We start from the raw sequence: 16,377 nt of genomic DNA on the forward strand, positions 1-16,377 counted from the left end.
ACCATGCAAAGGTACGATTTTATTTTCGATTATCGCCCAATAATGGGATTTATGTGAACTTTTTTAATAAAAATGCACTAAAAACTTGCCTCTGTCAAAAATATGTAGTACTTTTGCAGAAGTTTTGTAGTTCTCTATCTTCTTGTAATACAAGATGTACGGACTGAATTGCTATATAAAACGGACTAATTATACTGATCAGAATTTGATTATAATCGAGTAAAAACTGTAATGAGCAATATAAGAATAATACCAGTAACAACCCGAAAGGGATTGCGTGCCTTCGTAAACTTCTATTATGAACTGTATAAGGGCAATAAATTTGCTGTTCCCTTCTTGCGCTTTGATGAAATGAATACGTTGAGTAAGCGCAAGAATCCTGCCTTCGAATTCTGCGAGGCGCAGTATTTTCTGGCTGTAGATGGTGAGGCGCGTATCGTGGGTCGTGTTGCTGCCATCATCAATCGCCGTGCCAATGAACAATGGAATAAGAAGCAGGTAAGATTCGGATGGTTTGATTTTGTGGATGATTTAGAGGTGTCGCAGGCTTTATTAAATGCTGTTGAGGCTTGGGGACGCACAAAGGGAATGACTGAGTGCGTAGGACCGCTTGGCTTTACGGATATGGACCGTGAAGGATTGCTCATCGAGGGATTCCATCATAAATCTACCATGTATATCAATTATAATTATCCTTATTATAAGAACCACATGGAAGCCATGTCGTTCTATGAGAAGGATAATGACTGGCTGGAATATCGCATCAAGGTGCCTGAGGAAACCCCGGCCAAGTTTGCCAGAACTGCAGAGATGATAGAGAAAAGATACAATCTGCATGTGCATAAGTTTACTTCTCGAGAGTTGGTTAAGGGTGGTATGGGACAAGCGGTGTTTCATATCGTAAACGAAACCTATAAAGACCTTTATGATTTCCAGCAACTCACGGACAGGCAGATAGATAAGTATGTAAATGATTATATCAAGAAGGCTGATTTGAATCTGGTTACGGGTGTTGTTGATGGTAATGATGGCAATAGATTAATAGGTTTTGGCGTATCTTTCCCTTCTTTTACCGATGCTTTGCAGAAGATAGGGAATGGCAAACTGTTGCCTTGGGGATGGTTGAAAATTCTGAAAGTACTGAAGTTTCATGCCACAGATACGGTAGATTTACTCCTGATAGGTGTATTGCCTGAGTATCGTGCCAAGGGAGCCAATGCCTTGATCTTTGCCGATCTTATCGAGCAATATCACCGTTATGGATTTAAATGGGCTGAGGCTATGCCACAGATGGAAAGCAACAAAGGTGTACAGAGCCAATGGCAATATCTGGAAAGCGAACAGCATCGTCGTCGCAGATGTTACCGTAAGGTGATGGTTAGATAAGATAAAACTGTATGGAAAATGCGATTTTAAGATAAAAAAGCGCCTGGCTTAGATAATTGAGTCTGAGTCAGGCGCTTTGTTTTATTTCCTAATACCGTATGTTCTTTCTTTCTCCCAGAAAGCCCTTCAAGCCTCCCAGTTCCATCAGAATTACACCAATAAGGGTGGTGAGGATGCCCAAGATGACATCGATGATGTAATGATGGCCGGAATAAACGGCTGTCCACCAGATTCCTATGCAGATGAAAGCGAATAGGGCTATCGTGTACCAACGCTTATGGCTCATTACGGCATAGATGGTAGTGAGGAACATGTAGGCTGCGTGCAAGCTGGGAACGGCAGCAAATACATTGGCATTCTTGCCGTACAGTCCATGAAAGATGGAAAGTCCCGTCATTTCATCAAATCTTCCTAAACCTGCCACATTACCCGGGGTGTGGAGAACCGGCTCGAAACCATAGTTCATCGCATACCAAGGTGGAGCTGCAGGGTAGATATAATAGCCGATAAAGCCAATGATGTTGACCAGAAGAAAAGCCCATGAGAATCGTCTGAACCAGGAATACTGCTTCTTGATGTAGAGATAAATGGCGAAGGCGATAGGTACCGGTACCCAGCACAGGTAGAAGATACCAGCCATGAAATCGGCTGCTCCGCAGTTGTGAACCTTGAAGTATTCGCCTGGTATCATGAGTTGTGTATGGTCGGCTACAGCCTGCAGTTCAGCAGCTGTAGTGGCTGCTATTCCAAAGAGATATTTCTCTGCTTCATACAGATGAACTACATCGATGGAGTTTACCTTATAGTTCGGGTAAAGGCGCATCGAATCGTAGATGATTCCGAAGAGGAACCAAGGCAGGAAGTAGATGGCAAAGTTGCGGGTCTTCTTCCAAGCCATCAGCACGACCAATAGAATGATTAAATATATGCTAAACACTTTCTCTTATTTTTTTTTCATTACTCGATAGCAATGTGCGATACGCCAGAATGCTGTGATGTTGGCAAGAATGGCGATGAGAATCATGCCGCTCGCCAACCACCATAAATCTCCGGTAATGCCAGTAACGATTGCAGATACGGCAGTAACGACTACTCGCTCCGGGCGTTGCATGAATCCTACCTTGCACTCGATGTCAAGGCCTTCAGCACGGGCACGAACGTAGCTTACCATCACGGAACCCGTCATGGCAGCAAAAGTCATTACGCCCATCCAGAACCATTCGCCCTTGTCGGTAAGGAGGAAGACCAGGCAGATGCCGAAGAGACTGACCAGCTCGCTGTAACGGTCGAGCGTAGAATCCCAAAGTGCACCAAAGAGGCTGCTCTTGCCGCTCATACGGGCCAGTCTTCCATCCATCATATCGAAGAGACCAGAGGCAAGAATGATAAATCCACCCCATCCGATGAGAGTCATACTGTCGGCATAAGTATAGTCGCTAGTGCCGGCAGTCATCAGGGTAGGGTCGCTGTTGACTCCGCCCATTCCCTGAATCCACGCAGCGTCAATAAAGAAGCAGGTAGCAAAAATATTGCCGATAAAACCTACCAGCGTCACGATGTTTGGCGTGATTCCAATCTTTATCATCGCCTTGATGAGCGGATTGATCATCACGTAGATTACTTTTTGTAAGAAATCTCTGTAATTCATTTGTTTATTGTCATTTGTAATTTCCTAATATTCTTTTTCCCTTCTTATTGGAGGTCTTCAGGATTCCTTCCTTCAGGAACCTCTTCTTCGTCCTTTTTCTTAAACACGAATTTCCTCTGTCCGGGATAATTCACCAGCACAGCTACAAGAAATGAAACCACACATTTTGGAATCATGTAGTGGATATTGACGTGTTCATGCAGGTTGATGGCTTCTGTCAAGGCGATGGTACCGCCCGAATTGAGCGTCCAGCTCAAGGCCCAGATGATGAAATATCGCCATGCCACGCTCTTCTTCTTGCGCTTGGAGTAGCCGAATACGTAGCGGTAGTTGAGGGTGCAGTTGGTGATTCCGCCACTCATGACGCCCAGGGCATTGGCTAGTCCGTAGTATATTCCGATGATGTCGGAGAGGAAGAAAGCCAGTCCGAAGTCTACTATCGAGGCTATTGATGCTGTCAGCTCAGCCTTTCCGAAGGTTACCAGTTCCTGCTTTATCTTACCCATAAAAATATGATTTTTGCAATCAGCATGACGACGGCTGCATAGAATCCACCCAGCAGGTCGTCTGCCATGACATAGAAGGCTCCCTCTTTGCGGTCTAGCCACTTGATGCCAAGCGGCTTCACCATGTCGAAGAAGCGGAAGAGAACCAAGGCAACCAAAGCCCACCACCAGGCATCCTTGGGTGCTCCTGTGGTAGTAAATGGCGTAATTAGGGACAGCGGAATCCATACGCCAGCCATCTCGTCGATTACAACTCGGCTTGGGTCTTCTCCCCAATAAGGCTGTAGTCGGGCTGTAGCCCAGGTTCCTAACAGGGTAGAGAGGATGACCAGGAAGAAGGTGATGCTTTGCAGCGTTTCTCCGTTGAAGCCACCGAGGTAAGCCATCAATGCCCAAATAAGGGTGGCCAAGACTGAGCCAGCCGTGCCTGGTCCCCAAGGCCAGAAGCCGCTTCCGAAGCCTGTTCCGATGATGACGGGCAGCAGCGGAGGGGGGTCATTGATTAGATTTCCTTTATTGTTCATTTTTGCCTAATTTCTATTCGTTTTGCTTGATTGTTTGTAATTCGGTTGCAAAATTACGCTAAAAAACTAAAATATCCAAATAGTTTTCGATTATTTTCAGAATAATATGTATATCTTTGCATCCGAATTCGGAAAAAAGCCAAAAATGAAGCCCAAAAGAGCTTAAATATGGCTTATTATATAAATAAGGTATTATTAGAAAGAGGTTAATGAAGGATATGAATTTTAAAAGATCATTCTTGTTGTTTTTTACATTGATGGTCTGTGCGCTTGAGATGGCTGCACAGCAAAAAATCAGCGGTCGCGTCATCGACGAGGATGGCTTTGCCGTGCCTTATGCTAGCGTGCAATATAAGGGACACAAGATTGCCGTTTCAAGTGATGGAGAGGGTAAGTTTACCATCGAGAAGCATCCCGAATGGGTGCTTACCGTGAGTGCCCTCAGCTATAAGTCACAGACTGTGAAGATTAGCGAAAAGCTCAATTTTCTGGAAGTGAAATTGAAAGATGATAGCCGCCGGCTCAACGAGGTGGTGGTGAAATCGAAGAAAGGTAAGTACAAAAGAAAGGAAAATCCTGCTGTAGAGCTGATGCGACGTGTGATTGCTGCCAAGAAGAAGAGCAATCTGTCCAATCATGATTATTATCAGTTTGATAAATATCAGAAGTTAACCTTGGCGCTCAACGATTTGACCAAGGAACAGTTGGAGGGCAAGTTCTTCAGCAAGCGTCAGTATCTGCTGGACCAGGTGGAGAAATCGCCTTATAATGATAAGCTGACCTTGCCTGTGCAGATCAACGAGACGGTTTCGCAGCATATCTACCGCAAGGATCCAAAGAGCGAGAAAGATATTATCAAGGGTCAGCAGAGTAATGGTATCGGTCAGGTGATTCAGACGGGTGAAATCATCAATACCGTTCTCAAGGATGTATTTACCGATGTCGATATCTACGATGATTATGTGCGCCTCCTGCAATATCCGTTCCCTTCTCCTATCGGTAGAACAGCTATTTCCTTCTACCATTATTATATAGAGGATACGGTTTATGTAGAGCGCGATCTCTGCTATCATCTGCAGTTTATTCCTGCCAACAGTCAGGACTTCGGATTCCGTGGAGAGCTCTATGTGCTTGCTGACAGCACCCTGCATGTAAAGAAATGTAATCTTTACATGCCTCACAATAGTGATGTAAACTGGGTGAAGGATATGAAGATAGAGCAGGAATTTACGAAGCTCGATAATGGCGAGTGGGTTTTGACCAAGGACGATATGGTGGCAGAAATGCACATCAATAATCTGTTGCAGGACCTGCTGGTGGTAAGAAATACGCGACTCTCCGACTATGCCTTTGATGAACTGCCGAAGCAGCTGTTCAAGGGCAAGGCGAAGATAAGGCACGATATGGACGCCATGAACCGTGATGAGGCTTACTGGAATAAATACCGACAGGTAGGCCTTACGAAGAGCGAATCGTCGATGGATAGTTTCATTCATCGTATGGAGAATTCCAAGGGCTTCAAATACATTATCCTGGGTGTGCGAGCCCTGATGGAGAACTATGTTGAGGTGGCTCATGCCAAGAAGACCGAGGAGAATAAGGAAAACAGAAGTTATTTCGACTTGGGACCTATCAATACGTTCCTTTCCAACAACTTCGTGGATGGAATCCGATTGCGTCTGGCTGGTCGTACGATGGCTGCGCTCAATCCTCATTTCTTCTGGAATGGTTACGGAGCCTATGGTCTGAAGAGTCATGAATGGTATTATGGTCATGTGCTGACCTATTCTTTCAACAAGAAGAAAAACAGTCCGTTCGAGTTCCCTATGCGCAACCTGACCTTCGAGATGGGACATGATATTACTTCTCCATCTGATGACAACCTGTTGCACAACAAGGACAACTTCTTCATGACCCTTCGTGCCACGACTCAGGATCAGATGTATCTCTACCAGCGCCAGAAGCTGGGCTTTGTCTACGAGACCGATTGGGGCTTCCGCTTCGATACGAATATACGCTGGCAGAGCAACCGTACCGTGGGCAACCTGCGTTATTATAAGGTGAACACGGGCGAAGAAGTAAAGAAAATCCGTACCACGGAGGTTTCGGCAGGACTCAATTACAATCCTGGTGTTACCTATGTGAATACCAAGCAGCAGCGTTTGCCTATCAATCTGGATAGTCCTGAGCTCAGCTTGCGCCATACGACGGGTCTCGATGGCTTTATGGGTGGACAGTATAAGAGCAACATCACCAGCCTGGGTATTTACAAGCGCCAATGGTTGGGAAGCTTCGGCTACATCGATTTCAATATTGTGGGTAAGATGCAATGGAACAAGGTGCCATTCAGTATGCTTATCCAGCCACCTGTCAACCTCTCTATCTTTGAACAGGAGGCCACTATCAGTATGATGAAAGACTGGGAATTCCTGAGCGACCGTCAGGTGTTCTGGTCTGTAGCCTGGGATATGAACGGCAAGCTACTCAATCGTATTCCGCTCATCAAGAAACTCAAGTGGCGTGAATATATTGCAGCCAAGGGAGTCTGGGGACAACTTACGGATAAGAACAATCCGCTGAAGAATCCGAACGATGATGTTCTCTTCAAGTTCCCAAACAACTCTTACACCTTTGGTGATACTCCATATTGGGAATTGGTGGCTGGCGTGCACAACATCTTCAAGTTCTTCGGAATTGACTATGTGCGCCGTATCAATTACCTGAATCATCCTAATGTAGACAAGTGGGGCATCCGCATGGGATTCCTCATGACGTTCTAATCAATTTCTGATGGTCTGGAAGCGGACCATCAGAAATCATATTTGTCATCAGCAACATAAAATAAGATAGGAGATAGAATCATGAAAATTTTGCTAGCAGACAGACAGGACATCACGCGAGCAGGACTCAGCTACGTGATAGAGAAAATGGAAGGGCTGGAAAGCAAGTATGTGGAAGACAAGGCTGAGCTGATGCTTGCGCTCAAAGATAACGAAGATACGGTCGTGATACTCGACTATACGAACTTCGACATCAACGATGCAGCAGAGCTGCTCATCCTGAACCAACGTTTTCCTTATACCCGATGGCTCTTGTTTAGTGAAGACTTGAGTACCGACTTCGTGAAGGTACTCGTGGCTAGCAGTAGTATGTTCAGTATTCTCCTGAAGGAGAGCCCGCTGATGGAAATCAAGGAGGCTATCCGCTTCTGTGTAGCCAGCAACCGTTTCATCTGCCAGCGCATGATGGAAGTATTGCTCGCTCCTAAGAAAGAAACAGAAGAAAAGGTAAATCTTACCAAGACTGAGACTGAGATTCTGAAAGATATTGCATTAGGAATGACTACGAAGGAAATAGCCGAAAAGCGTTTCTCCAGTTTCCATACCGTGAACACCCATCGTAAGAATATCTTCAGAAAGCTGGGCGTCAATAATGTTCATGAGGCTACAAAATATGCTTTAAGAGCGGGCTTGGTAGATTCTGCAGAATATTATATTTAACTTCTGAACTTGCGAAACTTGAATACGATATTTGAGGATATGGTAAAAAAATAAGGTTTCAGATTGTCTCCCGACAGTCTGAAACCTTTTGTTTCTAACTAACTTATTATCAACTATTCATTACTTACTGGCTGCAAAATTACAAGTTTTTATAGAAAAAAAAGTATTTTCTCTAGAAAAAACACACGTAAACGTTTGCAAATTCGAATAAAAACTGTATCTTTGCACGTAAAAGTGCAATAATGCATCTTCTAATCTAACTTATTAGTAAATGAAGCAACGTAGAACATCACTAAAAGATCTCGCAGACAAGTTGGGAGTGAGCATCGCTACCGTGTCTCGAGCTTTACGAAATAGCCATGAGGTGGGAGAGGAAATGACTCAGAAAGTCAAGACCTTGGCAAAGGAACTCAACTATCGGCCTAACCCATTTGCACAGAGTCTTCGGAAGGAAGCTCCAAGGGTGATAGGCGTCATCGTTCCTAATCTGGTTACCCACTATTATGCTGCCGTGCTGGATGGCATAGAAGATTATGCCTCAAAGTGTGGCTATTCGGTTATTAGTGCCAATAGTCATGAGAACCATGAGCGCGAAGCGAAGGCTCTTGACAATTTTCTCGATATGCATGTGGAAGGTATTATTGCTTGCCTTGCACAAGATACTACCGACTATTCTCATTTCGAGCAGCTCCACAAGATGGGAGTTCCTTTGGTGTTTTTTGCCCGTTGCTGCCTGGAAGAAAAGTTCTCTCAGGTTGTGGGTAATGGTGATGTGGCGGCTCAGAAGGCTACTCAGCACATGATTGAGACAGGCTCCCGCCGTATTGCCTTCATTGGCGGTCCTAATCATCTCGATATGGTTCGCCGTCGCAAGCATGGCTATCTGGAAGCGCTCAGGGAGAACCGTATTCCTATCGACCGCGATCTGGTAGTCTGTGACAAGATAGATTTCGATGTAGCTCGTAATGCTACACTTCGACTTCTGGAGAGTGAGAATCGCCCGGATGCTATTCTTGCTTTCAACGATATCATTACCTATGCTGCCTTTGATGCCATCAAGGCTAAGGGCTTGCGCATTCCTGAAGATGTTGCCATTATCGGCTTCACGGATGGAGATACGGCAGCCTTCGTTACTCCCCGCCTTTCTGCCATCATGGATAAGGCGCACGAACAGGGTACCAAGGCTTGCGAATTGCTCATGCGCAGCATCAATGGGGATGAGCAAATCTACAAGGAAGTTGTGCCGATGATTCTGAAAATCAGAGAAAGCTCTGAGAAGCAGGGTTAAAGGACCTTTTCCCTAGAACTGAAAGACCACTTTGAAGACTGATGAACCTCGATGGAAAGCGATGATAAAGATAAAAACGACAAACTATAAATATAAACCTTGAATGAGCATGTTTAAAAACTTGAATTTGCTAAGGCAGGCCCTCATGATTCTCGGATTTGTGCTGCTTCTGCAGCCTCTCCAGATGAGAGCGGCTTTGCAAAACATCGAGTTCTCCAGTTTGAATAACCGTGACGGACTCAGTAATAGCCAGGTGAATGCTATCTTGAAAGATAAGACAGGTTACGTCTGGTTTGGTACTCAGTCGGGACTCAATCGATTTGATGGATTCCGAATGAAGACCTTCTTGTATAGTGCCACAAACCAGACTTCATTGGCCAACAATTACGTAGATGATTTACAGGAGGACAATGAAGGAAAAATCTGGGTGCATACTTCTGTGGGTTATTGTGTCTATGACCCTACTACCGAGCAGTTCGACCGCAAGCCGGAAGTATGGTTGAAGACCATCAACGTAGAGGGTGCACCACAGAGAGTATTGGTGGATTCACAGAAGAATATGTGGATTCAGGTGTGGGGAAAGGGGCTTTATTATTATAATGTAAAGAACGAAACCACATACCTGTTCAAATATGCGAAGAAGCCTAAGAGCGGTTGTATCCTGGATGGCGACTTTAGCAACCTGAAGGATGTAGACGGTAAGTTGCTGGTTACTTATGGCGACGGCAAGCTGTGCCTGCTGGATGGCGACAAACAGAGCGTGCTCTGGTATAATACCTTCCTGAAAGACCATCGTCTTTGTGGAGATAATGGCGCTTACAGTTATGTAGAGAACAATCATACTTTCTGGGTTTCTACAGCAACAGAATCTTATGTCTTCAATTCTCTTAACAGACAATGGCTTACTGCCCGTTCTTATCTTGCACAGAGAGGAATTCTTGTTCCTGTAAAAGACCGCATCGTCATGCGCGACCTTCAGGTAGACCCAAATGGTGCCTTGTGGGTTGCTACCGATCATCATGGACTTTTCTATATTGATTTCAAGTCAAAGACTTTTCACCAGTATGTGCATAGTAATGCCCGGGGAAGTATTGTAGACAATTCTTTACAGAAGGTTTATATTGACAATTTCGGAGCCGTATGGGTGGGCAGCTATAAGAATGGTGTGGCTTATTATTCACCATCTTCCAGCAAGTTCAATACCATTCCGCTCGGCGATGTCTGTACCATTACGCAGGATTTGGCAGGAAATCTGTGGTGTGGAACCAACGATATGGGAATCGTGGGTTATAATCCTGTAACCGGACAGACCTGGCATTTCGGTAAGGCTCAGACCGGTCTTGGCTCGGATGTCGTGGTGAGTAGCGTGACCATGAAGGATGGAACCATGTATTTCGGAACCTTCAACGGCGGCTTTACCCAGTTTAAGAATGGCAGGTGGAAGACTTTCAATATTTCCAATAGCGGATTGGCTAATAATAGCGTCTGGTGCTTCCAGGAAGACCCTCAGCATCGTCTGCTTATCGGTACTTTGGGAAGTGGTGTGCAGATTTTTGATCCTGTCACAGAGAAATTCTCTACCTTCAATATTGCCAATTCTGGATTAACGAGCAATTTCATCAATTCCATTTTCCTGCTCAATAATCATGAGGCTCTGATAGGTCATTCCCAGTATATTTCTGTCTTTGATCTTCATAGTAGGAAGATGACTAACATCAATAGTACCAAGGACGGAACTCCTTTCGGGAGTCCTTCTATTAATTATGCGATGAAGGATAGCCGTGGCATCTTGTGGATGGCTTCGCCTGGAGGTATTTCGATGTATGACAGCAGCAACGGACAGTATGAATCCATCAACGAACTGAATGGAACCACAGGAGCTGTGGGCTGTGCGGTTGTTGAGGACAAGCAGCATAATATCTGGCTGGTTTCCGAGTTTATCGTCACCCGTGTAACCTTGACCAAGGATGCTCAGGGCAAGTGGAATCTTACCATGATCAGTTTCAATTCGCTGGATGGATTGCAGAGCCGTCAGTTTAATATCCGTTCTGCCTATCTGATGCGAAACGGAGCGATTGCCGTGGGCGGTCAGGACGGTATCAACATCATCCGGCCTAGAACCATCCGCACAAGCAGGCAGCAGGCTCATGTGCTCTTCAGCGGATTTGTTCTCTTTGACCATCCTCTTACTGCGGGCGAAAAGTTCGAGGGCAGAGTGCCACTCAAATTATCGCTCGACAGCAATCCGGAACTAGACTTGAGTTATAAGGACAAGGCGTTTACCATCCAGCTGGCTTCCAATCAGGTGTCGCTTCCGGCACGTTGCCGTTTCCTTTATCGCATGAAGGGATTGAATGATAAGTGGATGATGACTCCTGATGGAAGATCGGAAGTTACATTTACCAATCTCCTTTCAGGCAACTATGTGCTCGAAGTGAAGGTGGTGAATGGAGACGGAACCGTGAGCGAAGAGGTGAGCCGGCTGAAGGTTCACATCCATCCGCCGTTCTATCTCTCTACCTGGGCCATCATTATTTATCTGCTCCTCGTTGTGGCTGCGTTCTGGTACTATCGCCGCCGCATGATAGAGAAGCAGAGAGTGAAGTATGAAATCCAGATCAGGGAAGACAGCATCAAGAAGACCCGTGAGATGAACGAGTTGAAGCTCAACTTCTTTACCAATGTGAGCCACGAGCTTCGAACTCCGCTCACCCTGATTATCTCGCCTCTTGTTACCATGATTCGGGATGAGGGCGACCCAGAGAAGCGCAGAAAGCTCGAGCTGATTCATCGTAATGCAACCCGACTGCTGAATCTGGTCAACCAGATTCTGGATTTCCGCAAGTTCGACCAGAACAAGGAGAAGCTGTCTCTTGCCCGTATGGACATCGTGAGCTTCGTGGACAATATCTGCAATTCGTTCAGAATCCTGGCTAATAATAAGGTGAATCTGTCTTTCGAGTCGTTTACTTCCAAGCTGATCATGACCTTTGATGCAGACAAGGTGGGCAAGATTGTCAATAATCTCCTCAGTAACGCCTACAAGTTCACTCCAGACGGAGGATCTATTACGGTTAGACTTTCCGTAGCCTTGGGCGTAGAGGTAAAAGACCATACCCACGACATGTTGCGCATCAGCGTAGCCGATAACGGCAAGGGAATCAGCGATGAGGAGAAGAAGCACGTCTTCGAGCGTTTCTATCAGGTGAACGGCACGGAAATGCAGCCTGCCGGTGGAAGCGGAATCGGCCTCAACCTGGTGAAGAAGTTTACAGAACTTCACGGAGGTCAGGTAGAAGTAAGAGACAACGATGGCGGCGGTTCAGTCTTTATCGTAGACTTGCCGATGGATGATGGCGGAGCTGCCAAGACCAACGCCCATCTGGAATCCATGCGTGTGGCTCCAGTCATCGCTACCGTTCATAAGGCAGAAGATACGATGGAAGAAACGGTAGAGGAGGGAGGCTCTTCTGATGCGCTCTATGGCGTTCATCGTTCTTCGCTAACCGCCAAGCCTGCCCGCAAGAACTATGTGGCTAAGGTGCTTCTGGTAGATGATAGCGATGACTTCCGCGAGTTTATGCGTGATGTGCTTACCGACTATCAGGTCATCGAGGCCGTGAACGGTAAGGATGCCTGGCAGAAGATTATCGAGGTTCGCCCGGACGTCATCCTCTCCGACGTGATGATGCCTGTGATGGACGGAATCGAGCTCTGCCGCATGGTGAAGAGCAACGAGGAGACGGCTTCCATTCCGTTTGTGATGCTGACTGCGCGTCTGGCTACCGACCATCAGGTAGAGGGATTGGAGAGTGGAGCAGACGATTACATCATCAAGCCGTTCAATATCGATATGCTCAATCTGCGCATCCGCAATCTCTTGGGTTGGGCACGCCGTTCTGCCCGTCGTTCTTTCCTTGATAAGAATAAGGAAGAGAAGAAGGATTCAGGCCAGCCTAAGGAGAGAGTGATTCCTAAGGGCGAGCTGGGCGACTTTGAAATGACAGCCAGCGACCGCAAGTTCCTGGCAGATGTGGATAAATACATCAAGGACATGATGGGCAATCCGGATACTTCGGTAGAGTCGATGAGTGCTCATCTTTGCATGTCGCGCGTCCAGCTCTACAAGCGTATGGTTTCGCTCACGGGTACCACTCCTTCAGAGTATCTGCGTGCCAAGCGCATCAAGCGGGCTGAAGAGCTGATTCATAGCGACGAGCTGAACATCAGCGAAATCGCTTATACGGTAGGTTTCAACAATCCTCGCTATTTCACCAAATACTTTCAGGAGGCTTATGGACTGACGCCTTCCCAGTATAAGAAGAAATTGAATGGCGAGAGTATCTAATCATAGGAATCCATAGGAATCTCTTGATTTCTTGTTAACGAAAAGGGTATAAAATGTGGTAATTAACATTTTATACCCTATTTTGTTACATTTCCACGTATTATTATCACTAAAAAGAAGTAATTTTGCAGGCAGATATTCAATCTAATAATCATAAGTTTAAAAAACTTGTATAAACAATATAGTATGAAGCTAACTAAGACGTTATTGATTTCAGCCGTTTTGCTGATGAGCGCTTCTGGGCTCCAGGCAGCAGGCTTTATTCAGAAAGGTAACTATCTTACCGTTCAGTTGAAACAGCACCAGAATTTTGGTCCTAGTCAGATTCGCCTCCAGGTGGTGAGCGATAAGATTATCCGTGTGCAGGCTACTGCCGAGCAGGGATTCCGCGACAAGCAGAGTCTCATCATCGTGCCTCAGAAAGGCAAGGCTAATTATAAGGTAGAGGAACAGGGCGAACAGCTCATCATTACCACAGCCGCCATGCGCGCCGTGTTGAATGAGGCTACCGGTCAGATTACATTCTATGATTTGAAGGATCATGTGCTCCTCAACGAGGTGGCTCAGGGTGGTAAGACTTTCAAGCCTTTTACCGTTCCTGACCGTGAGATTGGCGTAGACATCGCCAAGGTTCCTGAATCTCAGAAGCACGGATGGTCATGGAGAGCCCTCTTCGATTCTCCAGACAACGAGGCTTTCTATGGTCTCGGTCAGCATCAGAGCGAGGAACTCAACATGAAGGGCAAGAACGAAGACCTCTTCCAGTATAATACGAAGGTGAGTGTGCCTTTCGTCATTTCCAACAAGAACTACGGTATTCTCTGGGATTCCTATTCTTATTGCCGTTGGGGTAATCCTGAAGATTATCTCCAGCTCAACCGTGCCTTCAAGCTTTACGACAAGGACGGAAAGGAAGGTCAGCTTACCGGTACTTACGTGGACAAGAACGGACAGAAGATTGTTCGTGGCGAAGACAGCATCTACTTTGAATATGCGATGCCTGAGACTTCTGAAATCTGCAACAAGACCGACAAGGGCGGTATCCAGAACCTGCCAAAGGGCTTTGCCCTGAATGGTTCCAAGGTGGTTTACGAGGGTTATGTGGAGGCTCCAACCAACAGTTTCTACCAGTTTATCCTCTACTATGCCGGCTACATGAAGATTTATATCGACGGCAAGCTGGTTGTGCCTGAGCGTTGGCGTACAGCCTGGAATCCTAATTCCTTCAAGTTTGAAACTCCAATCAGGAAGGGCGTAAAGACTCCTATCCGCATCGAGTGGCAGCCGGATGGCGACGTTTCCTACTGCGGTCTTCGCGTAGCAGCTCCTCGTTCTGAGGCTGAGAAGAACCAGCTGAGCATCTGGAGCGAAATGTCTCCTGACATGGATTACTACTTCATTGCCGGTCAGAACCTCGACGAGGTGATTTCGGGCTACCGTACGCTTACCGGCAAGGCTTCGCTCTATCCTAAGTGGACCCTCGGTTTCTGGCAGAGCCGTGAGCGCTATAAGAGCAGCAAGGACATCGAGGAGAACCTCAAGAAGTTCCGCGACCTGAAGATTCCTGTAGACAATATCGTTCAGGACTGGAACTACTGGAAGCTCGATTCATGGGGAAGCCATGAGTTTGAGGCGGCACGTTATCCTAATCCGCAGGCGATGCTCGATAGCGTGCATGCCATGAACGGAAGATTCATGATTTCCGTATGGCCTAAGTTCTACGATACCGTCAAGAACTATAAGGAACTCGACAGCAGGGGCTGGATGTATCATCAGGCTATCAAGGACGATATTCATGACTGGCTCGGCTTCCGCGGCTCTTTCTATGATGCTTATGATGCTGGTGCACGAAAGATGTTCTGGCGCCAGATGGACGAGAATCTCTATACCAAGTATAAGTTCGGAATTGACGCATGGTGGATGGATGCTTCTGAGCCTAATGTTCGCGACTGTACTCCGATGTGGTACCGCAAGGCCCTTTCCGGTCCTACAGCCCTCGGAACATCAACCGAATATTTCAACGCTTACAGTATCGTGAATGCTGACGCCATCTATCATGGCCAGCGTAGCGTGAATCCTAACCAGCGTGTCTTCCTCCTTACCCGTTCGGGCTTTGCAGGCGAGCAGCGCTACAGCACGGCTACCTGGTCGGGCGATATTGCTACCCGTTGGGAGGACATGCGCGCTCAGATGACTGCCGGCTTGAACTATTCTATGGCGGGTCTGCCTTTCTGGGGAATGGATCAGGGTGGTTTCTGCGTAGAGAACCGCTACGTGGCTGCCCAGCAGGAGTTCGACAAGACCGGTAAGGAGAATGCCGACTTGAAGGAGTGGCGTGAGTTGCAGGCTCGCTGGAACCAGTTCGGCTGCTTCGTTCCGCTCTATCGTGCTCATGGCCAGTGGCCATTGCGTGAGGTCTGGAATATTGCGCCAGCCAATCATCCGGCTTACAAGACCATCGTGGCTTACGACAAGCTCCGTTACCGTCTGATGCCTTACCTCTACAGTATGGCTGGTATGGTTCATTTCAAGGATTACACCATGATGCGTGGATTGGTAATGGACTTCAACGGCGATGATAATGTTTACGACATCAAGGACCAGTGGATGTTCGGTCCTGCTCTGATGGCTTGTCCTGTAGGCGAGTATCAGAAGTACAGCCGTAACGTTTATCTTCCTAAGCAGAAGGGCTGGTACGATTTCTATACCGGCAAGCATTATGCAGGTGGTCAGACCATCGTAGCCGATGCGCCATTCGAGAAGATTCCTGTCTTCGTACCAGAGGGTTCTATTCTTCCTGTAGGTCCGGAGATGGAGTGGAGCGACCAGAAGAAGGCTGAGCTCATCGACCTCTATGTCTATGCAGGCAAGGACGGTTCTTATACGCTCTATGAGGACGAGGGAACCAACTACAACTACGAGAAGGGCAAGTATGCTATGATAGACTTCAAGTATAATGATGCCCAGAAGACCCTGACCATTGGTGCTCGCAAGGGTTCATTCGACGGAATGCTGCAGAAGCGTCGCTTCAACGTGATTCTGGTGAATGCCCAGAACAACCAGGGCGTTAACCTCGCCAAGGCTCCTAAGGGGAAGATGGTGAAGTATGCCGGTCAGGCAGTAACTGTAAAATTGAAGTAATCTAATCTCCCGCAGATTTCACAGTTTACACAGATA

The 16,377-nt window shown here is 46.7% G+C and carries 10 protein-coding genes; 6 read left to right on the forward strand and 4 right to left on the reverse strand.

All coding sequences use genetic code 11. The features are described from left to right. Window positions 1-231: 231 nt before the first annotated feature. Window positions 232-1,386 carry an N-acetyltransferase gene (locus tag ACQRBJ_RS06390; RefSeq protein ID WP_294969529.1) on the forward strand — a complete coding sequence of 385 codons (1,155 nt, stop codon included), beginning with the start codon at window positions 232-234 and terminating at the stop codon, window positions 1,384-1,386. Window positions 1,387-1,474: 88 nt separating this feature from the next. Here the strand turns inward: ACQRBJ_RS06390 and ACQRBJ_RS06395 are convergent, their stop codons facing one another. Genes ACQRBJ_RS06395 through ACQRBJ_RS06410 form a run of 4 tightly spaced genes read right to left on the reverse strand, consistent with a single transcriptional unit; the run spans window position 1,475 to window position 4,064 of the window. Further along, window positions 1,475-2,323: a phosphatase PAP2 family protein gene (locus ACQRBJ_RS06395; RefSeq protein WP_294969527.1), complete on the reverse strand. Its 849-nt coding sequence runs from the start codon at window positions 2,321-2,323 to the stop codon at window positions 1,475-1,477. Window positions 2,324-2,329: 6 nt separating this feature from the next. After that, entirely contained in the window at window positions 2,330-3,034 is a 705-nt protein-coding gene (locus tag ACQRBJ_RS06400; protein WP_295347285.1) for a CDP-alcohol phosphatidyltransferase family protein, read from the reverse strand. A 44-nt stretch (window positions 3,035-3,078) separates the two neighbouring features. Further along, a complete protein-coding gene (locus tag ACQRBJ_RS06405; RefSeq protein WP_295347283.1) occupies window positions 3,079-3,540 on the reverse strand; it encodes a GtrA family protein in 462 nt (153 codons plus the stop codon). Next, window positions 3,528-4,064, reverse strand: coding sequence for a phosphatidylglycerophosphatase A family protein (locus ACQRBJ_RS06410; RefSeq protein ID WP_445303121.1), 537 nt, complete (start codon window positions 4,062-4,064; stop codon window positions 3,528-3,530). The genes ACQRBJ_RS06405 and ACQRBJ_RS06410 overlap by 13 nt, the downstream gene beginning before the upstream one ends. A 218-nt stretch (window positions 4,065-4,282) precedes the next feature. Between ACQRBJ_RS06410 and ACQRBJ_RS06415 the strand changes: the two genes are divergently transcribed. The 5 genes from ACQRBJ_RS06415 to ACQRBJ_RS06435 all read left to right on the forward strand — a co-directional run bounded on the left by ACQRBJ_RS06415 (window position 4,283) and on the right by ACQRBJ_RS06435 (window position 16,341). Beyond that, the gene (locus ACQRBJ_RS06415) at window positions 4,283-6,844 is read left to right on the forward strand and encodes a DUF5686 family protein (RefSeq protein WP_445303122.1); all 2,562 of its coding nucleotides are present in this window, start codon (window positions 4,283-4,285) and stop codon (window positions 6,842-6,844) included. Between the two features lie 81 nt (window positions 6,845-6,925). After that, entirely contained in the window at window positions 6,926-7,564 is a 639-nt protein-coding gene (locus ACQRBJ_RS06420) for a DNA-binding response regulator (RefSeq protein ID WP_445303123.1), read from the forward strand. A gap of 271 nt (window positions 7,565-7,835) precedes the next feature. After that, complete coding sequence (locus ACQRBJ_RS06425) at window positions 7,836-8,852, forward strand: LacI family DNA-binding transcriptional regulator (protein WP_441932593.1); 1,017 nt, start codon at window positions 7,836-7,838, stop codon at window positions 8,850-8,852. 145 nt (window positions 8,853-8,997) lie between these two features. Further along, window positions 8,998-13,200 (forward strand): hybrid sensor histidine kinase/response regulator transcription factor, encoded by a 4,203-nt coding sequence (locus ACQRBJ_RS06430; protein WP_445303124.1) that lies wholly within the window; start codon window positions 8,998-9,000, stop codon window positions 13,198-13,200. A 186-nt stretch (window positions 13,201-13,386) separates the two neighbouring features. After that, on the forward strand, window positions 13,387-16,341 hold the full coding sequence (locus ACQRBJ_RS06435; RefSeq protein ID WP_445303125.1) for a TIM-barrel domain-containing protein: 2,955 nt from the start codon (window positions 13,387-13,389) through the stop codon (window positions 16,339-16,341). Window positions 16,342-16,377 lie beyond the last annotated feature (36 nt).

Origin of the sequence: Prevotella sp. SGI.167 (genome assembly GCF_050313615.1) — a bacterium.
GTDB lineage: Bacteria > Bacteroidota > Bacteroidia > Bacteroidales > Bacteroidaceae > Prevotella.